Below are 23,709 nucleotides of genomic sequence, written 5' to 3'. Positions count from 1 at the left end.
CATCGTGGTATGGAAAACCTTTTTGTAAGCAGTAAAAAACTACTGCAACGAAATATATTAGCTGAATCGATAGCAGGTGATAACGTAGTTGGGCATACTACTGCTTTTGTACAGCTTTGGGAAAGTCTTATTGGCTTTCATCCGGGAGATAAATTGATTTACGAAAGAACACTGGCTCTGGAACTGGAGCGTTTAGCGATGCATACAGGCGATCTAAGCGCTGTTTGTACCGATATCGCTTATCAGTTAGGCGGTGCGGTTTATGGCCGCTTACGTACCCCTATTATTAACTTTATGCAGCATTGGTGTGGAAGTCGTTTGTCTAAAGGTTTAATTCGTGTTGGAGAAAGTAATTTTCCCTTTACTACGGCTCTGGCAAATGAATTAACACAGCTTCTAGATGCTTACGAGCCTGATTTTATGGAGATGTATAAAGAAATGAAAAGTCTTCCTACTGTGCTTGCACGTTTAGAAAAAACCGGAGTAATTACTCAAAAACAAGCGCATAGAATAGGACTGGTGGGAATGGCAGCAAGGGCTTCCGGACTCTCTCGTGATTTGCGTAGCTCTCATCCATTTGGTTTATATGCAGGTATATCGCATGAGCCGGTCATTAAGAATCATGGGGATGTGTCATCTCGCATTCAAATCCGTAAAGAGGAAATTATACAATCTATCAAATACATTCGGGAATGGTTGAAAAATATTCCTGAACAAGAAAAGCAACCCACTGCATTGCCTCTGCCTGCAGCAAATACATTTACTATTTCATTGGTTGAAGGCTGGCGTGGTGAAATCTGTCATTGTGCGGTTACTGATGATAATGGCGATCTTTTGCATTATAAGATTAAAGACCCTTCATTTCATAACTGGCTTGCAGTAGCTTTATCCGTAAGGAATAATGAGATCTCTGACTTTCCGATTTGTAATAAAAGCTTTAATTTAAGTTACAGCGGACATGATTTATAATATGATGCAGCTGAATCAAATTTTATTGAACTGATTATGATTGATCATTTAAAAATATTATTCCATCAGGGTAAACAATATATTCCGGATGTAACCAAGGTGGTCATCTCAGATACATTTCGTGGGCGTCCCCTCATTTCTAAACTGCAGGTCGATGAACAGCATTTGATAAATCTATGTCCTACGGGAGCTATTAGCAATATGCCCTTTAGTATAGACTTAGGGAAATGTGTTTTTTGCGGGCAGTGCGCGATTGCCTGTCCTGAGAAAATTAAGTTCAGCAACGATTATAAAATGGCTACAAATGATAGGAATGCTCTTATCATAAAAGAAAGTGAAGATCAACCTATACTTCTTCATGCGGAGTTAATCCGTAAAGAAATTTCTACTTATTTTAAAGGGTCTTTAAAATTACGGCAGGTATGTGCAGGAGGTGATAATAGTTGCGAACTGGAGTTAAATGCAGCATCAAATGTGAATTTTGATATGAGTCGCTTTGGTATTGAGTTTGTAGCATCACCCAGACATGCTGATGGAATTGTAATTACTGGTCCGGTTACTGAAAATATGGCTGCCTCTCTTAAGCTATGTTATGAGGCAATCCCCGACCCTAAAATCATTATTTTGGCAGGAACGGATGCAATAAGCGGTGGTATGTTTAACCATAGCGACGCTGTTAACCGAAGCTTTCTCGACCTCTATCCTATTGATTTATACATTCCTGGAAACCCGATACACCCGCTTTCCTTTATCAATGGCTTGTTAGAGCTCATCAGAAAACGATAGTCGCAATCTCTTATCTTACATCCAGTTCTAGCTTACCTTCCGATTTTGATGACTTATGATCTAATTTCGCATGTTGCTTTTTATGTTTACTAATCAATAGGAAATAGCTTAAACTGAATACTAAGGATATTGCAACGCCGGCAAGGATGGATACTTTAGCAATATCCCGAATAGCCTCATCTTTAAAGGCTAGCATAGTAGTGAATATAGACATGGTAAAACCGATACCAGCTAATGTTCCCATTCCAAATATCTGCTTCCAATTTACGTTTTTGGGTAAACTAGCTACTTTGCATCTGACTAATATCCAGCTAAATAAGTAAATGCCTATAGGTTTTCCTAATACTAACCCAACGATGATTCCTAATCCTACTGTGGTACCTAAAGCACTCATAATATGGTCTGGCAATAATATAGCAGTATTGGCCAATGCAAATAAAGGAATAATTAAAAAATTAACATAACGGTGAATGGCTCTTACAATTTTAGGTAGTTTAGTAGCTGGAATAGCGAATGCGACCAATACACCTGTGATGCTGGCCTCAATACCCGAATTAAATACAACATACCATAAGAAAAGTGACATTGCAATTTGTATGAGTCCAAATTTAACCTTGAAGTAATTTAAGGCAAAAAGACCCAGGAAAAAAATAACACCAACAACTAGAAATAGCCAATTCACCTGTCCCCCATAGAATAGGGCAATTACAATTATTGCACCCAAATCATCAATAATTGCTAAAGCCATTAATAATATTTTAAGGCCATCAGGAATGCGTTTACCCAATAAAGAGGCTATTCCAATAGAAAATGCTATATCCGTAGCAGTAGGTATCCCCCATCCATGGATGTAACTGGTATGAATGTTAAAAGCAACGAATATTAAAGCAGGAACAATCATTCCCCCTAAGGCTGCACCAAATGGTAAAACAGCTTTTTTAAAGGAGGATAATTCACCTTTGATTAGTTCTCTTTTGATTTCCATTCCAGCCATCAGAAAGAAGAATGCCATCAGAAAATTATTAATCCAGCTTAAAAAGCTTTCTGGGAGGGATAATGAAGAAAATATAGGAAAGGATCGATTCCAGAGCTGCTTATAATCAGAAGCAAACATGACAGTGTTAGCCAGGTAAATGGAGATTAAGGTACACGTAATTAGCATTAAACCTATAAAACGGGTATCATTAATTAAAATCCTTAAAGGATTGATGGCTTTCAATAAAACCCTCTTCATAATTTCTTTAATTTAAAAAAAAGAGGCTGAAATCAATAGATTCAGCCTCTTTTGGTTTATGTCATCAAATATGAATCTTTATAATGATAAAAACTGAATTAGTAAGCAAGATCATTAATTCGAGATTTTATGCTTTTTAACTCAATCACTATTCCATCTTTCAAGTAAATATGCGCTGTCCCAAAAATTATATTCCAACTTGCAGGCAGTAAGAAAAACTTCAGTCATGCTTTCCTGTTGCTCTACAGTACTACTTGCCGCTGCTTTATCACAAATTGAAATGGCCTTTTTAACCAGTAAACCGAACTCCTCGCCTGCATAGGTATCAATCCAGTTCTGGTATTGATTGTTATCCGCGTTTTGATTCGAAAGTATATAATCCCCTACTTTTTTATATACCCAAAAGCAAGGTAGTACAGCAGCAATTCCTACGGAAGATTGTGACATATATACAGTACTCTGCAAAAAGTGGACATAATGGTGACAGGTAGGCGACATACTAATCTGCCCCTTTACCTCATACTGTTTAAAGTACGAATCATGCAAAGATCTTTCAACCACAATAGCTCCTTCGGCAAAGCGAATAAAATCAAGCATGATGTTTACATCCTCAGTTTTTGCGGCAATGATGGATAAGGCCCTTGCAAAGTACTCCAGGTAACGGGAATCCTGCTCAATATAAAACTTAAACTTTTCAGGATCCAGTGTGCCTTTCAGTAGCTCTTTAACAAAGGGCATACCGATGATTTTTTCATATATGGGGTTTGCCTTTTCCCAGGCTTTGTCAGTCCAGTTCATGTTGTGTCAGTTTATATGGATTATAAAAATGGTTTAATGGGCCATGGCCCTTGCCTGTAATTACATCCTTCCCGTAAAAAATGGCGTTATGCACATAATCCTGAGCCAGTGTAATAGCATCCGTTAGCTCAATCCCTTCAGCCAAATAACAAGCTATGGCTGATGATAGCGTACATCCAGAACCATGCGTATTATTGGAATCTATTTTTTCTGACATATAAACTCCTATCTCAGCATTTCGCCTGAATAATATGGAACTGAGCTGGGCTGATTGCAGGTGCCCGCCTTTTAGCAGCAGGGCATTACACCCCATTCTCATAATTTCAGAACCCGCTTCATACATCTGTTCAAGGGTTTCAATGCGTAAAGCAGTCAGTAAGGAGGCCTCGTCCAGGTTGGGTGTGATCAAAGTGGCAAGCGGAAATAACTTTTTAATGATCGATTGTATAGTATCTTCTTCAATTAGCCTGTCGCCACTACTGGCTACCATAACAGGATCAAATACGACAGGGATTTTAGGGTATTGTTGTAAGATTTTTGCAATTACATCTACGAGTGCTGTCGTATGTACCATACCTATTTTTATAGCATCCGGTAATATATCCTCCATTACGGCTTGTATCTGAGATTGTACAAATGCAGGAGGAATAGCATGGATTGCCCTGACACCACAGGTGTTTTGTGCAGTTAAGGCAGTTATAGCCGACATGCCATAGCAGCCCAAAGCGGAAAAGGTTTTTAAATCGGCTTGTATGCCTGCACCTCCCCCGCTATCCGAACCTGCAATAGTTAATACAGTGGTATATTTATACTTTGTAGTCATATTGCCTTTTCAATTTGATTTCTTATTTCCGCTGCGGCTTGCTCCGGATTTTCTGCTCCGCAAATAGCTGATACTACCGCCAGGCAATCTGCACCTGCCCGTATCACATCATAAGTATTTTCTGCATGTATATTTCCAATTGCAACCAGTGGTTTGTCAGTGAGGCTTCTAATCTTCGAGATGCCATCCAGTCCCCATGCTGTCACCGTATCATTCTTAGTTAGGGTATTGAACACAGGGCTGACGCCTAAATAATCAGTATGTTGAATTTGTGAATTGAATAGCTGTTCTTCATATTCGATCGAATAACCCAATAAGACATCATTATGCCATAGCTTTTTAATGTCAGCAGGCAGCATATCTGAATTGCCAACATGGATCCCTGAAACACAGCAGGATCGTGCAACAGCTAAATTGTCATTAACAATTAAAGGAACCCCATAGTGATCGAGCATTTCTTTTAAACGCAATGTGACGGATTGAAAGGCAGCAAAGTCTTTGTGTTTTTCCCTGATCTGAACAAGGTCTACACCTCCTTTAACAGCCATTTCAGTAACCAATACCAAATCTCTTCCCATGCAGGCATCCTCAGATACAACCAGGTACAAACGACTTGAAAAACACTCAATCATTTTGAAAATCTATTTTAAGGTAGCTGGAGAACTCTTGCTCAGTTAGGTTATATAATTTATCCAGTAAGTTCATCTGTAAGCTACCGGGACCATTGGAGTTTTTCTGTGCAATTTCACCTGCAATGCCCAATAAACACATAGCCGAGACTGTGGCATGAAATGGATCACTCGCATCGTTGCCCAAGAAGGCCGCAATTATTGCAGTGGCTGTGCAGCCTAATCCGGTAACCTGTTGCATCATCGGGTGCCCGTTTCGTATAAATGCTTTTTGTTTTCTTGAAATGATCACATCAACAGCCCCTGATACACAGATAATGCTACCCGTGCTGCTATTCAGCCATTGTGCCGCTTCAATTGCTTCCTCACTTTGATATACACTATCGACACCTTTTGTATGTAGTCGACTCACTTTGGCTATAGCCATAATTTCAGAGGCATTACCTCTTATCACTGTTGGTTTATAGTTGATCAGATTGATCACCGTCTGATCCCTAAATAGCGTTGCACCGGCACCTACAGGGTCAAGGATCCATGATTTATGAAGTTCATTCGCTTTTTTTGCAGCACGATCCATGCTCTCGCACCAATATTCATCCAGTGTGCCAATATTAATGACCAAAGCATTTGAAATATTCACCATCTCCTCTACTTCAGGATGTGCATGTGCCATAATTGGAGAGGCACCAATAGCAAGCAAAGCATTAGCGGTATTGTTCATCACCACATAATTGGTGATATTATGTATTAAAGGAGCATCCGTCCTAACAGATAGGATTGATTTCCAAAGCGATTTTTCCATATTTTTAATTTATTGATAAAATAGGGCTAAAGAGTCTCCGGATCAGAGTTGAATAAAGTGTATTGCTACGCTTTTCCCTTCGACGGTATGAGCCGCATCAGGTTCAAAGGGACTATCTCAATTCTATATCAGAATACCCCTAAAGCCGTGATAAAGATAATAATTTAGTAAATATTGAAAATATTTAGTTTTTTAATATAGGAATAAATATCAACCCGGCCAGCATACCTATTTATTGTGGTAAAATTTATTGACCAGTTTTAACACTATTTTAATCTCATCCTGTGCTTTGGTTACCAGGATCTGTAAATCAGGCAAGGAAAAAGTATCAAGATGCTCAAACTCATTTGCTATTTTTGAGAGCGCATTCAAACCAGATGATACTGCCGTTCCATAGAGTTTATGCCCTGCTTCATTAATGCCTTTCAGATCTTTTGCATGTATACACTTCTCCATCACTTGTATTGAAACGATCAGTTCTTCCTTAACCAGAGATAGTACTTCTTTTAATATCGATTCATCATCGCCAACATAGCTAATGAGTTTATTGATGTTAAAATGTAAAGCTTCATCTATATCTTCTTCCAGCTTAGGTTTATTACCTATTTGATGGGTATTTTTCAACCACTTGTTAAATACAGCAATAAGCATCTCTTCCACAATAGGCTTTACAACAAAATCGTCCATACCAGCCGCCAGACATTTCTCCTTTTCTCCTTTAACATTTCCTGCAGTTAAAGCAACAATTGGTGTATGAATCCCATTTTCGATTAATCTGATTGCTTTTGTCGCTTCATAGCCATTCATTTCAGGCATTTGAACATCCATTAGAATCAGGTCAGGGGTGTTTCGCCTAAAAATATTCAAGGCTTCTATTCCATTATTAGCCTCGGTAATAATAGCATTAGGGGCAAATTTATGAATGATAGTTCGAGTAAGTAGCATATTTACCATATTGTCCTCTGCAATTAACACATTGAAATAGTGCTCTGATATCTCAGCTAACTGGTCCTTAACAGGAGTTATTTTAATTTCCTTTTTATGGAGCCGTGACAATGCATTATAGATGTCCTGCATTTTGACTGGCTTAACCAGGCGGTGACTCACTTGGAGCCCTTCACAAGCTTTAATAATCTTTCCGTCATCTGACGAACTATGCAAGAGGATTATTGATTGCTCTGTAGGGGAAGTATGGAAACTATCATGAATCTTTTTGATCGTTTCCAATCCATCCATAAATGGCATATGATAATCCATTAAAATTACATCATACTTTCCCCCCTTTGAAAGGAGTTGCAGGGCTTCAAAGCCATTCCTGGCTTCCGTAGTTCGAATGTTCTTTAATAACAACATTTGACTGATGATCAATCGGTTATTGTCATTGTCATCAACAACCAATACTTGTTTTATCTGGTCGATGTTTTCCCAGTTTATGGCATCACCTTGTTCAGATTTAAAACTCACATCAAAATAAAATATACTCCCCTTCCCTGGCGAGCTTTTTATTTGAAGCCGACTATTCATTAACCCTAATAATTTGTTTGATATCGTTAACCCAAGTCCTGTACCTCCATATTTCTTTGTCGTAGATCCATCCTCTTGAGAAAATGCTTCAAATATTTTACTTTGCTTTTCGGGTTTAATACCAATACCTGTATCCCGTACTTCAAACCGTATCATGGTCTGATTTGCTTGTGCAATTAAGGTTTCTATTTTCAATTCAATTTCACCTTTATCGGTAAACTTCGATGCATTACCTAAAAGGTTAATTAGAATTTGTTTCAACCGCATGGTGTCGGCATAGATAAAACGAGGCAAATCAGGTGATATATTAAGCAACATTTCTAAACCCTTTTTTTGCACTTGATAAGAAATAATATCAGTAGCCTGACAGCTCATTTCATATAAGTCGCATTTTTCAATATCCAGTTCCAATTTACCGGCCTCTATTTTAGAGAAATCAAGAATGTCATTGATGATACTTAATAAGGCGTTTGCAGATTGATTTACAATTGACAAATATTGCTGCTGTGTTTCATTTAAATTGGTCTTCAGCACTAAGTCAGTGAAACCGATCACTCCATTTAGAGGAGTTCGGATCTCATGGCTCATATTGGCCAAAAACTCAGACTTGGCTACACTTGCTTGCTCTGCCAATAGCTTGGCAACTTTAAGTTCTTCCCTTTGCCTGATGATTGATGTTATATTTTGGGTAAATATCATCATGCCACCAATTTGACCATTATATTGATACCAGGGCCTCATTTCCCAGGTGATATATTGATTTTCCGCTACGCCAACAAGTGAAATAGTATCTTCTTCCTTTTTTTCTATTGCCCCATTTAATACGCGTTTATGCCTTTCTCTTCTTTCATCTGTCATACCCAGCGCTAAGTCATAATGAGAGGTGCCGATAATATTCTGGCCAACTGCATTGGCATCTTCCAACCAACGGTTACTTACTGCGATATAGCACATCTTATTGTCCAACATGGCTACCGCTGCGGGTGCATGTTGTACAAATGCAGATAGGCGGGCCTTTTCATTCATTAAATCAAGTTCAATGAGTTTGCTAAGATTAATATCCTGAAAAGTGCCATAGATTCTTTTGCAAGTGCCATTTTCTATTTCGGCATCGCCTAAAGCTCTAACCCATATTTCTTTTCCTTGTACAGTAATGATTTGAAGTTCGAGGTCCCATGATTTTCCCTCTGTTATAGCCTCGTTTACTGCTTTTGTTATGTCATCCCTGCTCTTTCCTTCTTTGTAGAAACTGATGCCGCTAGTCAGATCAGGTTCAAAACCTGGATCAGCACCATGTATCTCACGGGTTACTGAAGTCCATGAAATTTTTTGACTTTGAACATTCATTTCCCAGCCACCTACACGTGCTACTTTGTTGGTTTGTTCCAGCATATCTTTAGTATGTCGAAGGTCTTCTTCCAGGTAATGTCTTTCTGTGATATCTACTGCATTCCCAATCACATAACTCTCGCCATTCAGATTCTTTTCCAGTATATTATTGTACATCCAGATTCGAAAAGATTTATCTTTATGTTGAGTAACCATTTGACCCTTTGAACTTCCTTCTTGTTCTATTTCTGCCAGGTAATTTTGCAAAAATGCGTGACGCGTTACAGGAATAATGTCAAATAAACCGCTTTTTAAGATCTCCTCCTGGGTATATCCTAATATTGATGCTCCCGCACTGTTAACCGATAAAAAATTTCCTTTTAAATCATGTGTACACATAAATCCTTGTGAATTATCAAAAAAGGCATTGGCTTTTTTTTCACTTTGAATCAGCGCTAATTCTTTCGATCTTTCCAGGGTAATGTCACGCGCAATTGCAAAAAGGTTACCGGTTAAAGGTTCAGGACTGATTGCCCATTGTAAAGTTTTATAGCAATTTTCTTTTGTTTTAAGGCGATGAATGAAGTTTATGGTATCGTGTCCTTGTATTAACCGTTCTATTTCGTGTTTCGTATTTTCTATATCATCTGTATGTATCAAATCAAAAATAGAGGTGTTCATTAATAAATTGGCATTCCACCCCATTACTTTTTCAAAGGCAGGATTAACTTTCTTGAAAAAACCGTCTACACTTGCAATGCAAATTAAATCATTAGAAAGATGAAACAGCTTTTGAAAGTTTTTAAGTTCAATTTTTTGTCGTCTTTCTACAATAAGCGTAATGACATTTTGCGCCAGTAATTGCAATGCTCTTTTTTGAGTATCAGAAAGTTTCTTGGGCTCATGATCTATGACGCATAAGGTTCCCAGCGCGTAACCATTAGGATCAATTAAAGGCTGACCAGCATAAAAACGAATGTTCGGGAAACCCGTGACCAGCTCATTTTCCATGAATCGCTGATCTTTTGTGGCATCTTCAATCTCAAAGATCCCTACGTCCATAATTGCATATTGACAAAAAGCAAGATCCCTTGGAGTTTCAGTAATATTTAAACCCACCTTTGATTTGAACCATTGCCGGTGTTTATCAATTAATGAAATCAATGAAACGGGAACATCACATATTATAGAGGCCAACTCTGTTACCCTGTCAAATTCTTCTTCGCTTAATGAATCAAGAATCTCATAATTCTGGAGTGCATTAAGTCTTTCTTGCTCATTATAGGGAACCGGGTGTTTTTTCACGTATACAGATCATGTTACTTATACGAATATATTAACAATATGGTTCAAAAAGTCAATAGTGTCCTTTTGTCTCATTCTATTATAGCTTTATTAAAGCTAAGGCAGATATAAACTTTATATTTGTCATCCTCTTTTAAAGGGAAAATAGCCGTTTACATGGAAAAGATCACTAATTTCGATTCAACATTCGAACCCGCTTTAATACAGGAAATACATCAGTATGGAGAGTTGAAACACTTCAAAGAAGGCGATGTGGTGATGGATTACGGTAAGTATATCCGTATGATGCCCATCGTAATCAAAGGAACCCTTAAGGTGCTTCGTAAAGATGATACAGGGAATGAAATTCTGTTGTATTATTTATCGAGTAATGAAAGTTGTTCCATGGCTTATAGCTGTTGTTTAGAGGCTAAAAAAAGTGAAGTGAAGGCTATTGTAGAGGAAGATGTGGATATTATAGCTATTCCTCATGCTAAACTGGATGAATGGCTGTGTAAATATCCAAGCTGGAAAAACTATATTATGCGGAGTTTTAATGAGCGGTTTTTAGAATTGCTAAAATCTATTGAGAGTATCGCTTTCCATAAATTGGATGAGCGTCTTATTGCTTACCTGAAGGAAAAACAACGTCTTTCAGGTTCAAACTTAATTAAAGCTTCTCATTATTTGATTGCTGATGACCTGGCTACCTCAAGGGTAGTGGTATCACGTCTTTTAAAACAATTAGAAAATGATGGAAAAATACTTTTATACCGCAATGAAATTAAACTCCTTCAGGAGTTTTAATTTCATTTAAGCTTTCTTTATAATTCTATCAGGCCTTGTTACTAAAACTTCAGCTGAAATTTTTCAGTTAAAACACCTTTTAATCTTTATAGTTTCCTGATGATCAATCTTCTGAAGTCGATAGGTGAACCTTCGTATTGCAATAAGATCCTTCCAGAAAGAGATGATGATGCTATTCCTTCATTTACTAATTTTCCATTGAGATACTGGGAACATTTCCCTTTATACGATTTTATTACCAGTTGATTCCATTCACCTACTGTCCTTTCATTTTCGGATAAGCGGGGTATCACTACACTTTTGCCGGGTAGGTTACGTTCGCCCCTTACTTCCAGCGTTACACTGTCTAATAACACAAAGTCGCCGGTTGCTCCTTCCTTAATCTGATACTGAATACCCTCTGGCCAAAGTTTATCAGCTCTAACTGGAACCTGATACATCACCCCACTGTTCTTATTCCCTTTTCCTCGTTCGTACTTTGGCTCTGTGTTCCATTTATAATCCAGTGTCAGCTCAAAATTGGAGTATAATTGCTTAGACATCAGATAGCCTGGCCTTTCGCCATTCAACCGGATCATGCTATCCATTACATTAAAAATAGTGGAAGCGTCTTCATGCTTCTCTCCTTGCACGTAGGCATACCAGCCATCAAGTGTTGTACCGTTAAACAGTTGAGCTTGTCGTACCTTGTTGCTGCAGGAAGTAGCCAATAATATAATAAAGGCTGAAAAAATTAATTTGTTCATTTTTGAATTAATATGAACGCAAATTAAGCTTATTTTAACGATTTTCTTCATTGACTCCTGAACCTATTACCTTTACATATGGATTATTTTAATAAGCTATTGTCTCTTTTGAAAATAGAGCGTGAAGAAGACCGAATTTCTTATAGCAAATTAACAGAATCCAGTTCAGTTGCCGAACGAAGGGCCTCCGGTATCACCTGGTATCCTATTGCAATCAGAGGTACAGAACCAGGTCGGGGCGATTATTTAACAGTTGAAATTGAGCGCACTACACATCAGGATCTTGCTCATCAGCTTCGCTTTGGTGCCTCAATCGCTCTTTTCTCCAACCATGATATTAAAAATAATCGTCTGGAGGGAACCATTTCTCATCAAAGTGGAAATAACTTAAAAATTACGCTATTCGCTGACGAATTACCTGATTGGTGTCGTGATGGTAAACTTGGCATTGATCTGCTTTTTGATAATAATAGTTACGATGAAATGAAAAATGCCATTAAATCTGCTTCCATGCTTATGGCGGATGATGAAAAAGGGCGATTAATACAAATCTTAACCGGGAGTAAAAGTCCTTCTTTTTATAGTGAGCCCCCTTATCTCCATCCAACAGGTTTAAATAGCTCGCAACAGGAAGCAGTGTTAAAAATTACTACAGCTCAGAATGTAGCTATTGTTCATGGGCCACCGGGAACAGGTAAAACAACAACCCTGGTACAAGCTATAAAGGCCATGATCGGTTTGGATAACAAACAAATCCTGGTCGTGGCTCCCAGCAATACAGCGGTAGATTTACTCAGTGAAAAACTAACGAATGAGGGATTAAGTGTATTAAGAATAGGTAATCCGGCTAGAGTGTCAGACAAGTTGATGTCTTTAACGCTGGACAGTAAAATGACCGAACATAGCTTGATGAAAGATATGAAAAAGCTTAAAAAGCAGGCTGCTGAATACAAGAATATGGCTCATAAGTACAAGCGGAACTTTGGTAAAGCTGAACATGATCAGCGAAAAGCGCTTTTTGATGAAGCTCATAAGATAATGAAAGAGGTAAGTAAAATGGAGCAGTATATTATTGATGCATTGGTATCTACTGCTCAGGTAATTACGGCTACTTTGGTTGGGTCAAACCATTATACCATACGGGATGTGAAGTTCCATACCGTGGTGATTGATGAAGCTGGACAAGCTTTAGAACCTGCCTGCTGGATTCCTATATTGAAAGCACAAAAGGTTGTTTTAGCTGGCGATCATTTCCAGCTATCCCCTACTATTAAATCCCGGGAGGCTGCTAAAGAAGGTTTAAGTGTGACTTTGCTTGAAAAAAATGTAGCGTATCATCCAAATGCCGTTGTGCTATTAGAGGAGCAGTACCGGATGAATAATGCCATTATGAATTACTCCTCCCAAGTCTTTTATCAAAATAAATTAAAAGCTCATGTTTCTGTAGCAGAGCATCTGTTATTTGAGGGCGACAAACCATTCACTTTTATTGATACCGCAGGCTGTGGCTTTGATGAGAAACTGCAGGGTACAAGTTCATCTAATCCTGAAGAAGCTGCGTTTTTATTCAGACATTTAGAAAAGCTTATTGCTGAATTGAATACGAAGTATAACATGGAGAATTTCCCAACAATCGCTGTTGTTTCTCCCTACAAGGAACAAATCAGGTTATTGAATGAGCAGCTGATTCATTCTCCAGCAATGCAATTGGGTCTGGGTAAAATTTCAGTCAATACAATTGATAGTTTCCAGGGCCAGGAACGCGATATAGTGTATATCAGCATGACCAGAAGCAATAACGAAGGTGAAATAGGCTTCCTTTCTGATATACGGCGTATGAATGTTGCCATGACAAGGGCACGTAAGAAATTGGTTATTATAGGCGACAGTGCAACGTTGGCCCGATTGCCTTTTTATGCTAATTTAATTACTTATGCTGAGCAGATCAATGGCTATCAGAGTGCATGGGAATTTGTTTAAGATTATATCAGTTTCTTGAAAACTACAATTCCATTATGACCGCCAAACCCAAATGTATTACTCATGGCTACATTAATATCCTTCTCAAAAGCATGATCCTTGACAATATGGAAATCGGAAGATATGGCTGGATCAAGCGTGACTAAATTAATTGTCGGAGGAATAATTGAATTACAAATACTCATAACACTCGCAATAGCTTCAATTGCACCGGCCGCACCAAGTAAATGACCCGTCATAGATTTAGTAGCGCTGATATGTAAATGGTCATTTTTGCCATTGAAAAGCTTGCTCAATGCTTTGAATTCACTAATATCGCCTACTGGAGTAGATGTCGCATGGGCATTTATATAATCAACAGATTCCGGAGCAATGCCCGAATCTTCTAAAGCAAAACGCATAGCCATATAAGCACCTTCACCTTCAGGATGCGTTGCCGTCATATGAAACGCATCTGCGGTCATAGCTGCACCTGCAACTTCTGCATAAATAAATGCATTTCTTGCCTTTGCATGTTCATATTCTTCTAAAATCAATGCACCTGCACCCTCGCCCATTAAAAATCCATCTCTATCAATATCGAAAGGCCGGCAGGCAGTCTGAGGATTTTCATTATGAACGGTCATTGCTTTTAAAGCACAAAATCCTCCAATGGATGCTTCAGTAATAGGTGCTTCTGATCCACCTGTTATAATCACCTTAGCCTTTCCCCATCGGATATAATTTAATGCATCCATAATGGCTGTGTTGGATGTGGAACAGGCCGAAACAGTCGTGTAATTTATACCCATTAAGCCGTATTTAATAGAAATTAATCCGGCGGCCATGTTAGAAATTAGTTTGGGTACAAAAAAAGGACTGAAGCGTGGAACGAAATTATTTGCCGCATATTCTTTAACCTGCTCTTCAAAGGTAAGCATTCCACCCTGACCTGATCCCCATATTACGCCCGTATCATAGGGATTCATACTAGAGAAATCTAATCCTGATTCTGCAACTGCTTGCTCCACAGCTCCAAGGGCATATTGCGTAAAAGGATCTGTTCTTTTAATTTCGGATTTATCCATGTATACAGTTGGATCGAAATCTTTCAGTTCACATGCTATTTGAGTCCTGAAAGCACTTGGGTCGAATTTAGTAATGCGTCCAGCACCACTTTTACCTTCAATGAGACTATTCCAAAAAGTTTTGACATCATTTCCAAGCGGAGTAATTGCGCCCATTCCTGTTATAACAACTCGTTTTATCTGCATACCTGTATTTATACCTCTGTATTCGAAAGAAGGTGCAAATATACATAGACCCCATTAATATTTGCAAGCAATTGGTTAGAATGAATAGGTCAGTACGTGTTGTAGTTGTAAATTTAAGTATCAATTAGGGCTGGCTATTCCTATTCGTACTGGTATCATCATTGGTTATGCCCCTTTGATTTTTCTTTATACTGCTTTTTAATTTTCCAAATTTATAATTAAACCGCAAATTAAATCTTCTATAATAGATATCATAATAATTGCTCTGACTGAAATTAGCTGAGGCACTATAAAAGTCTATTTTTTTATATTTACTAAAAGGGTTACTAGTTGATAAAGAGATAGTAGCTTTATTTTTTAATAAACTTTTTGACCCGCTTAATGATGTATATATGAAATAATTGTCTCTGCCCTGGAGCATAACATATCTGCTATCAAAGCCAAAATCGAATCCCATGCTATATCCTTTTTCAAATTTATAGCTTGAGTTTCCAAATATATTTCCTTGATAGCCATTGTTATTATACAATTGGCCTTCCGAGCTTCCTGTCAACCAAACATGTAAAAGCAGGGCGTTGACATTCATACTTAACTTTTTTGTTACAGGGTAGTTGGCATTTATTAATACACCCAATCCTCTGTTTTTCCCAATGTTTAAATAAGTAGATGATAAAACAGCGTCAGCATTAGGGCTAATTAAATTCTCAACGGTGTTATTGGCAAAAGAATAGGTTAATCCAAAGGTTACGGTTCCTTTAGAAAAGTTGCTATAATTCAATTCAAGTGAATGGCTGATAACAGGGCTTAAATCCGGATTACCAGTACTGATAAACTTCGGATTTGATTTATCAATAAATGGATTCAATTGCCATATTCCGGGACGCTGAATCCGTTCTGTAAAACCTGCGTTTACACTATTTTTTTTATTCATTTTATATTGCAGGGAAAAGGAAGGGATAAAGTCGTTATAGTTTTGGTCGGCATAACGGTCTGAGGAAATAAAATCTGCTTTTACTTCTGTACGCTCCAATCGCAAACCAGCTTTAGCCACCCATTTTTTCAGATTAAATTGATAGGAATTGTAAATACTATATACATCTTGCTGATAGTTGAATTTGTTGGTCTGGGCCGGATCGTTAGTATATTGACCATTTGCGCTTAAATTGTCGTTTTTAAAATCACTATAGTTATCCCTTAATATGGCCTTTACCCCCATCTCAATGTTTAATCCTTTTAAAGGATGGATATAATCCATTTGAATGGTCTGTTCTTTAGTTCCCGAACTGTTATATTGCCGATAATCAGGATACGGATAATTGATCTGTTCGGCATAGGCTGCATCCAGATTTTGCTTGCTCCCTGATGAATTATATTTATAGGAAGCGGTAAGCAGGCGATCCTTATTTGTTTTAAATCCAAGCTGATAGTTTACTCCCAGATCTGTTGATTGGTTATCATTGTCCATCTGATTTACTAAACGGAACAATTGATTTAAAGAATGATCTCCATTTAGCTGCGTAGACAGCTGATTGTTGCTCTGATCATAACTGCCTTCCGAATGTTCAATGGTGCCTGTTAACAAATTTAAGCTGTCTATTTCATAACTTAACTCGGCACTTCCATAGGTGTTTATATTGTGTATGGTACGTTTGCCATCCTGCTCTAAAATCGATGATATAGGATCGCCTGTGGTATTGGTAGAACCTGTAGCCACAGTTTGCCTGGTTTGATCGTTACTTCCCAGGTATCCACTAAATCCAAACTTTCCTTGTTTGACTGTACCATTCAAGTTCACTCCCGGACCATTTACTGTATTATACCGAACACTCACATTACCGTTATACCCTTCATCAGCCGCTTTTTTAGTTATTACATTGATGATACCAGCTAAGCCTTCTGCATCATATTTTGCTGGAGGAATGGTGATTACTTCAATTTTTACAATGTTACTGGCAGGCATTGATTTAAATACATCCGATGGGTTCCTGGTTATCATTGCAGATGTCTTGCCATTAATCAGTATTCTATAGTTGCCGCTTCCCTTTAATTTAATGTTATCCGTACCGTCTACAGAAAGTAGAGGAACCTTTCTGAGCATGTCAAGCGCATTAAGCGCTTCTTTTTCAGGATCAGACGCCACATCATAACTTATCCGGTCTACTTCCTGTCGTACTAATGGTTTCGATACATTCACCGTCACTTCGTTTAGTTCTCTCGAAGAAGCGGACAAATAGATTAATCCTAAATTTAATAAGGGTGTTTTCGTAGCAGGAATAGTCGCAATAGATATGATTTTTGTTTTAAAACCTACACAGGATATGGATAGGGAATAGGATTTAATTGGAAGCTGACTGATTTGAAAAGTCCCATCCTCTTTGGTTAATACATTCTTGATAGGTTTCAGTTTAGTATCTTCAAATAATGAAATGGTAGCATATTTTAGCGGCATATTCTTAGCTGAATCAACTATACTTCCTTTAATTATTCCTGTATATTGTTGGATTTCTGAAAAGGCACTTTGCAATGAAAAGTAACAAATAATTGAAAATAACAGCTTGTTCATACTTAAGGTCAGGTCATTTATTGCTTACATAAAAAAAAGAAAGCGCTCTCAATTAGGAGAATTTTTTGACTAGAGTGCTAAAATAATTTTATTCAATCAAATATCATGTACTATTTCTGAATTATTTTATGTTTTGCAGATAAAACGCCATTTTATTGCTTGCCAAGGTACCCTAAAAGAGGTATCACCTATAAATTATAAAAATAAATTATTTTCGATGCTTTAAAACTTTAGCTTCCATATAAAAAATTATTTCTTCCGCTATGTTCTTACTTTGATCCCCTACCCGTTCCAGCTTACGTATTATAGAATGAACGTTTAAAGCTTGTTCCATTTTAGTTGGATACTTACTTATAAAAGCGACTATATTATCATTGACGTCTCCATTAATGTCATCAAGGACCTCATCTTTTTTAAAGATACTTCTGGCCAATTTGGTATCTTCTCTTTCAAAGGAAAGAAGTACATCCCGTACGATATTATGCGCGCCCTGGTACATTTCAAGAAACTCAGTAGATTTTAATAATTCTGCATCAAATGGCTCCTTTTCACTGATGATATATTTGGCAATACTCTCGGCAATGTCACCGATCCGCTCCAGGTTATTATTTATTTTTAAAGTCGCCAATACAAATCTTAAATCAATGGCCACCGGACTATACAGCGCAATAATATTCTCACAATCCCGGTCAATTTTAAGCTCCATGGAATTGACCCTTTTCTCATTCGCCACAACTTCCCTGGAAAAATCCTTGTCAAAAGTTTTAAGTGAGTGATATGCTTTTTCTAGTTGGCTAATAACAAGCTCCCACATTTCTGTGGTATCTTTTTTTAATGACTTAAGTTCAGATTCTAAATGTGTCATAGTGTAATAGGTTTATATAGATGAGTTCAGGTTTTTTTAACTACCCAAATCTTCCTGTAATATAGTTTTGTGTCGCATTCTTAGTCGGATTAGTAAAGATCTTATCTGTATTATCATACTCTATTAATTCACCCAGATAGAAGAAAGCGGTTTTATCACTGATACGGGCAGCTTGTTGCATGTTATGAGTCACAATTACGATCGTAAACTTATTTTTTAGCTCATATATCAATTCTTCAATTTTAGCAGTTGAAATAGGATCCAAAGCTGAAGCAGGTTCATCCATTAATAAAACAGATGGTTGTACTGCAATAGCACGGGCGATACAAAGTCTTTGTTGCTGACCACCAGATAAAGCCATTGCGGATTTTTGAAGATTGTCTTTCACCTCATCCCACAATGCCGCTTGTTTCAATGCATTTTCAACCGTTTCGTCCAATACCGATTTAGATTTCTCTCCATTGATCCTTAATCCAAACGCTACATTTTCAAATATAGATTTAGGAAAAGGATTCGGTTTCTGAAATACCATCCCAATTTGTTTCCGGTAAGCATATACATCAATGATATTTTTATAAATATCAACATCATCAATCATCACTTCGCCCTTGATGGTAACATCGGGAATAAGATCATTCATCCTGTTGAAACAACGTAGAAAGGTCGACTTGCCACAACCGGATGGGCCAATAAAAGCAGTTACCGTATTCGCTGTAATATTGATAGTAACATCTTTTAATGCCTGTTTTTTACCGTAATATAAATTCAGGTCTTTTGCCCTCAGTTTATACATTCCATAATTTTGCTTTGCTAAGCTGTCGTTTTTCTGTACCATCTATTTCTTAATACTACGGCTATGCCGTTTAATAAAAATGTAAATACAAGTAATACAATAATACCTGCAGCTGCGTTATCAATAAAACCCTGTTGTGGCCGGGATGTCCAGTTAAATATTTGGATTGGCAATGAAGTGTACTGATCCATAGGTCCTTCAGGAATAAATGGAACATACGCTAATGCTCCTACCACAATTAATGGAGCCGTTTCGCCAATCGCACGCGAAATGGATAATATGACTCCTGTAAGGATTCCCCCAAAAGAGGCTGGCAATACAACCCGCCAAATGGTTTGCAATTTAGTAGCCCCCAATCCGAATGCCGCTTCCCTCATCGTGTCGGGCACCGCTTTAATCGCTTCCCTTGTTGAAACGATGATCACTGGCATAATCAATAAAGCTAAGGTCAATGCTCCTGAAAGGATGCTGTTTCCAAAGCCAGCCATCCGCACAAATAACTCCAAACCAAGGATCCCATATATAACGGAAGGTACTCCCGCTAAATTTGAAATGTTAATTTCTATAAATTTAGCCAGTTTATTTCGTTTGCCATACTCCTGCAGGTAAATTCCTGAAAGTATACCTATGGGCAAGGCAATGATTAAGGTAATAAATAACAAACTAACCATACCTGCCAATGCCGTGTAGATTCCTGATTGTTCAGGATGCCTGGATGGAAGGTTAACAAAAAATGACCAGTTTATTCTGGAAAGACCTTTAATCAGAATATCAACAATTAAGATTAAAAGGGTCAATAGTGCCATACCTGTACAGGTAATAGCAAAGATCTTAAAGACTTTATCTTTCACATTGGCGGAAAATAGTTCTTTATTCATAACGTTGCTCGTATTTTTTTCTTATCCAAAAACTGATGTTATTGAGCAAAAAGGTAAACATAAAAAGTGTGATACCTGCTGCAAAAATTGTCCTGTACTCCATTGAATCCTGTGGAACATCGCCCATACTGACCTGCACAATATAGGTCGTAATCGTTTCCACTGATTCCAATGGGTTAAATGTGAGTTTTGGTTCCTGTCCCGCTGCTATAGCTACAATCATGGTTTCCCCTAAAGCTCTGGAGATAGCCAGGATCACGGATACGATAATTCCGGAGTTGGCTGCTGGAACCAGTACACTAAATGCGGTTTGAAAACGGTTTGCACCTAATCCGTATGAAGCTTCTCTTAACGATTTAGGAACTGCCCTTAAAGCATCTTCACTTAAAGAAGTAATATAAGGGATGATCATTACACCCATCACAATACCTGGGGACAAAGCATTAAAACCAGATAGACCCGGAATGAACTTTTGAAGCAAAGGGGTCACAAACTGCAAGGCAAAAAAACCATAGATTACGGTAGGTATGGCGGCCAGAATTTCTAGCAATGGCTTAACGAGATATGTAAACTTTTTGGATGCATATTCATTCAGGTAAACGGCAATGGTGATCCCCACCGGTACGGCAATAATGACGGCAATTGTCGTAGTGAGCAAAGTGCCTGAAAGCAGGGATAGTATTCCAAAATGTTTGTCTTCAAAAAGAGGTGTCCATTGTGTATCGGTAAGAAAGTCGAACAAAGAAACTTCCTGAAAGAATTTAAAGGTGTCAATGGATAACACCAGGATAATACCTATGGTCGTGATCACAGAAACTAAGCTGCATAACAGCATGACAAGTTCTATTACTTTTTCCGACTTGAATTTTATGCCCGACATTTTAATTTTTATCTGATAATAGTTTAAATAGATTAACGCCAACAGTGGACTTGTTTTCAAACATAGATCCCGTTGTATGTTTCAAGAATCTTTTATAGGATAGTTGATACACTTCAGTAGGTAATGGAACAGAGCCAATTTCTGTAGCTAAGGGAGCTGCATGCGCTAAATAAAACTTAATAAAATCTTTTACAAAAGGTTTAGAAGCAGACTTCACATTGACATAAATAAATTCAGGCCGGGATAAAGGCTGATAAGTACCGTCTTGAACTGTTTTTTCACTAGGCAAAATAGCTTTAGCATCTGCTGTTAATTTAACCGGAACCAATCTAAGCTTATTTTTATTTTCGATATAATAGGCAAGTCCAAAGTAACCCATTCCATTCACATCAGAAGATACACCCTGTACCAAAACATTATCATCCTCACTAGCTGTATAATCCCCCCTTGATGCTTTTGCTTTACCATTTATGGCTTCAGTGAAATAATCATACGTTCCGGAAGAAGTTCCCGCACCATATAACTTCAGTGGAGTATCAGGCCATGAAGCCCTCACCTGTTTCCATGTATTGATTTTACCCTGGCTTTCCGGAGACCACATTGTTTTCAATTCATCTACCGTAAAATAATCAACAAAAGTGTTTTTAGGACTTACTACTATTGCCATACCATCATAAGATACAGGTATTTCTATAAACTCAATGCCGTTTTGTCTACTTATTTCTAATTCGCTTTTACTGATAGGACGTGAGGCATTGCTGATATCAGTTTCGCCTCGTAAGAACTTTTTAAATCCTCCACCGGTTCCTGAAATCCCTACGGTAACCCTAATGTCAGGATCAACCTTTCTATACTCTTCTGCTACAGCCTCAGTTAATGGATAAACAGTACTGGATCCATCAATATTAATTTTCCCCTTATATTCTTTAAAACATGAACACAAAAAGAGTGTACCTATCAATAAACAATATTCAAATCTAAACTTGTTCATCATTATTATAAGTTTTTCTTGAAGCAGATGCCCTTGCTGTGTGCAAATGTACTTAGAATACATGGAAGGTAGATGCCGAAACAACTTTGCAAGGTCCATCCCGTAAGGAATTGGAATGTTAATTTGAAAATTAGGGGTATAACCTGCTTAAGATGAGGCATAGTGATAAATGAAGCACAATTTATTAACCTAAGCTTAACATAAACTTCATGTTGGGATGATGTGCCAATTTAGGCTACCGCTTGTTTCCCGAACTTTTTAAGCATAAACAAATGTGAGCGGAGCGCAGAAATAAAAGTCTTACTTTCGATATAAGGCAGGTTAAACTCCTTTGCAGTCTTTTTAACAATTGCAGAAATAGGCCCATAATGAATATGGCAAACTTTAGGAAATAAGTGATGCTCAATCTGCCGGTTCAAACCGCCTAAAAAGAAAGCAGCCAATTTACTGTTTGTGGCAAAATTAGCAGTGGTATGCATCTGATGTTCGGCCCACGCTTCTTCCATATTGCCGCTAGCATCCGGTACAGGAAAAAGGGTGCCTTCTACCACATGCGCCAGCTGGAAAACTAACCCCATTGTTAAACCTTCAGCTAAATGAAGTGCTAAAAAGCCAATAATGAATTGCCACCAGGTTACATCCAGCACAAGCAGTGGCAAGATGATAAACATGAAATAATAAGCAGCCTTATAAAAGAAAAGATTGAAATACTCTACCCGGGGATGAATCATTACGTGCTCCCCTATTTTTGCCTGGAAAAACTTTTTAAAGTCTTTTCTGAATACCCATGAAATGGAAGCCAGGCTATATAAAGGAAGTGCGTAAAGATGCTGGAAACGTTGGATGCTATTTACTTCTTCTTCCTCTGAGATGCGTATAAGTCCGGGCGCTACTTCTATATCTTCATCGTGTCCCGGTATATTGGTATAGGTATGATGCACAATATTGTGCGTTATACTCCACACATAGGGGTTGGCGCCAACAAAATTAAACAGGAAGCTAAATACTTTATTAACTGTTTTGTTGCCGGAAAATGAGCCATGAATAGCATCATGACAAATATTAAATCCTACAAATGCACAACAAACTCCTAGTAGCACACAAAGGAGGAGCATGACAGGGGGACTGAAAATATTTAAAATGATCAGCAAGTAAAGTGTGATGTATCCGCTAAGAAATACAAATGTTTTGAACCACATGGCACTATTTGCATTTCGGCCTATTTTATTTTCTTTAAAATAGCTATCAACTCTTTTGCGTACGGTAGAAAGAAATTGAGATTTTGAGTTACTGGAGAACTTTAATTTTTGATTCATTTGATTTTTACTGTTTGCGGAATTTTGCTAACAAACCAGATGTTTCAAAAAAAATCAGGTGTCTGCCTTAAAATGATGGAGCTAATATACGAATCGCTTGATACGTACGCGTTGCGTAAAAAAAGATTAGCACGTATAGTTTTGCTCTTCTAAAATGTTAACGCTAACTCTTTTTAATTATTATGACAAAAATGTGAATTATTTATTAAATAATTGCGAAGTGTTGCGAAATTATAATTAAGTATCAGAATATCTTTGTCTGTTTCTTAAAATGAAGATGGCAAGTTTATACTATTCAGGAGTAATGTAGGATACCTGATCGAGCATTGCAGCTTCTATCATGCTTTACTGTGGCTTGGTTGTTCGCCTGAAGTCGAACGACCAAAGGTGCAGTATCGAAGGAGCAACGAAGCAAAAGACCGGACATCATACAGCATGCTCCAATTAGGGGCATTCCAG

The 23,709-nt window shown here is 37.8% G+C and carries 19 protein-coding genes and 1 riboswitch; of the genes, 4 read left to right on the top strand and 15 right to left on the bottom strand.

The window, feature by feature from the left end:
* Together ADIARSV_RS14775 and ADIARSV_RS14770 are read left to right on the top strand one after the other, a co-directional pair.
* Positions 1–969: hydrogenase large subunit (locus ADIARSV_RS14775; protein ID WP_235048427.1), on the top strand; the 969-nt coding region annotated here is incomplete at its 5' end.
* A gap of 36 nt (positions 970–1,005) precedes the next feature.
* Positions 1,006–1,755: an NADH-quinone oxidoreductase subunit B family protein gene (locus ADIARSV_RS14770; RefSeq protein WP_016196388.1), complete on the top strand. Its 750-nt coding sequence runs from the start codon at positions 1,006–1,008 to the stop codon at positions 1,753–1,755.
* 10 nt (positions 1,756–1,765) lie between these two features.
* Here ADIARSV_RS14770 and nhaA read toward each other — a convergent pair whose 3' ends face one another.
* The 6 genes from nhaA to ADIARSV_RS14740 form a co-directional block, all read right to left on the bottom strand.
* The gene (gene nhaA, locus ADIARSV_RS14765; protein ID WP_016196387.1) at positions 1,766–2,989 is read right to left on the bottom strand and encodes a Na+/H+ antiporter NhaA; all 1,224 of its coding nucleotides are present in this window, start codon (positions 2,987–2,989) and stop codon (positions 1,766–1,768) included.
* 141 nt (positions 2,990–3,130) lie between these two features.
* On the bottom strand, positions 3,131–3,787 hold the full coding sequence (gene tenA, locus ADIARSV_RS14760) for a thiaminase II (protein ID WP_016196386.1): 657 nt from the start codon (positions 3,785–3,787) through the stop codon (positions 3,131–3,133).
* Entirely contained in the window at positions 3,774–4,610 is an 837-nt protein-coding gene (thiD, locus tag ADIARSV_RS14755; RefSeq protein WP_016196385.1) for a bifunctional hydroxymethylpyrimidine kinase/phosphomethylpyrimidine kinase, read from the bottom strand. Before thiD ends, tenA begins: the two co-directional genes overlap by 14 nt.
* A complete protein-coding gene (gene thiE, locus ADIARSV_RS14750; RefSeq protein WP_040300228.1) occupies positions 4,607–5,242 on the bottom strand; it encodes a thiamine phosphate synthase in 636 nt (211 codons plus the stop codon). The genes thiD and thiE overlap by 4 nt, the downstream gene beginning before the upstream one ends.
* Positions 5,235–6,041, bottom strand: a complete 807-nt coding sequence (gene thiM / locus ADIARSV_RS14745; RefSeq protein ID WP_016196383.1) for a hydroxyethylthiazole kinase — start codon at positions 6,039–6,041, stop codon at positions 5,235–5,237. The genes thiE and thiM overlap by 8 nt, the downstream gene beginning before the upstream one ends.
* 57 nt (positions 6,042–6,098) lie before the next feature.
* Positions 6,099–6,192: riboswitch (TPP riboswitch) on the bottom strand.
* Between the two features lie 77 nt (positions 6,193–6,269).
* Positions 6,270–10,199: a response regulator gene (locus tag ADIARSV_RS14740; RefSeq protein WP_016196382.1), complete on the bottom strand. Its 3,930-nt coding sequence runs from the start codon at positions 10,197–10,199 to the stop codon at positions 6,270–6,272.
* A gap of 156 nt (positions 10,200–10,355) precedes the next feature.
* On the opposite strand from ADIARSV_RS14740, the gene ADIARSV_RS14735 reads away from it, so the two are divergent.
* Entirely contained in the window at positions 10,356–10,985 is a 630-nt protein-coding gene (locus ADIARSV_RS14735) for a Crp/Fnr family transcriptional regulator (protein ID WP_040300226.1), read from the top strand.
* Positions 10,986–11,071: 86 nt separating this feature from the next.
* On the opposite strand, the gene ADIARSV_RS14730 is transcribed toward ADIARSV_RS14735, so the two are convergent.
* Positions 11,072–11,731 carry a 3-keto-disaccharide hydrolase gene (locus ADIARSV_RS14730; protein WP_083936596.1) on the bottom strand — a complete coding sequence of 220 codons (660 nt, stop codon included), beginning with the start codon at positions 11,729–11,731 and terminating at the stop codon, positions 11,072–11,074.
* 78 nt (positions 11,732–11,809) lie between these two features.
* Between ADIARSV_RS14730 and ADIARSV_RS14725 the strand changes: the two genes are divergently transcribed.
* A complete protein-coding gene (locus ADIARSV_RS14725; protein ID WP_016196379.1) occupies positions 11,810–13,711 on the top strand; it encodes an AAA domain-containing protein in 1,902 nt (633 codons plus the stop codon).
* A gap of 2 nt (positions 13,712–13,713) precedes the next feature.
* Here the strand turns inward: ADIARSV_RS14725 and fabF are convergent, their stop codons facing one another.
* The 8 genes from fabF to ADIARSV_RS14685 form a co-directional block, all read right to left on the bottom strand.
* Complete coding sequence (fabF, locus tag ADIARSV_RS14720) at positions 13,714–14,964, bottom strand: beta-ketoacyl-ACP synthase II (protein ID WP_016196378.1); 1,251 nt, start codon at positions 14,962–14,964, stop codon at positions 13,714–13,716.
* Between the two features lie 124 nt (positions 14,965–15,088).
* Positions 15,089–17,527, bottom strand: a complete 2,439-nt coding sequence (locus ADIARSV_RS14715) for an outer membrane beta-barrel family protein (RefSeq protein ID WP_052017028.1) — start codon at positions 17,525–17,527, stop codon at positions 15,089–15,091.
* 208 nt (positions 17,528–17,735) lie between these two features.
* Positions 17,736–18,392, bottom strand: coding sequence for a phosphate signaling complex protein PhoU (phoU, locus tag ADIARSV_RS14710; protein ID WP_016196376.1), 657 nt, complete (start codon positions 18,390–18,392; stop codon positions 17,736–17,738).
* Positions 18,393–18,432: 40 nt separating this feature from the next.
* Positions 18,433–19,227, bottom strand: a complete 795-nt coding sequence (pstB, locus tag ADIARSV_RS14705) for a phosphate ABC transporter ATP-binding protein PstB (protein ID WP_016196375.1) — start codon at positions 19,225–19,227, stop codon at positions 18,433–18,435.
* Entirely contained in the window at positions 19,203–20,063 is an 861-nt protein-coding gene (gene pstA / locus ADIARSV_RS14700) for a phosphate ABC transporter permease PstA (RefSeq protein ID WP_016196374.1), read from the bottom strand. The genes pstB and pstA overlap by 25 nt, the downstream gene beginning before the upstream one ends.
* Positions 20,056–20,943, bottom strand: a complete 888-nt coding sequence (pstC, locus tag ADIARSV_RS14695; protein WP_040300223.1) for a phosphate ABC transporter permease subunit PstC — start codon at positions 20,941–20,943, stop codon at positions 20,056–20,058. The genes pstA and pstC overlap by 8 nt, the downstream gene beginning before the upstream one ends.
* A gap of 1 nt (position 20,944) precedes the next feature.
* Positions 20,945–21,937, bottom strand: a complete 993-nt coding sequence (locus tag ADIARSV_RS14690) for a PstS family phosphate ABC transporter substrate-binding protein (protein ID WP_152439903.1) — start codon at positions 21,935–21,937, stop codon at positions 20,945–20,947.
* Between the two features lie 227 nt (positions 21,938–22,164).
* Positions 22,165–23,250, bottom strand: a complete 1,086-nt coding sequence (locus ADIARSV_RS14685) for a fatty acid desaturase family protein (protein WP_016196371.1) — start codon at positions 23,248–23,250, stop codon at positions 22,165–22,167.
* Between the last annotated feature and the right edge of the window lie 459 nt (positions 23,251–23,709).

This window comes from Arcticibacter svalbardensis MN12-7 (assembly GCF_000403135.1).
In the GTDB taxonomy this organism is placed as follows: domain Bacteria; phylum Bacteroidota; class Bacteroidia; order Sphingobacteriales; family Sphingobacteriaceae; genus Arcticibacter; species Arcticibacter svalbardensis.
This window is presented reverse-complemented; position numbering and strand designations above follow the sequence as displayed.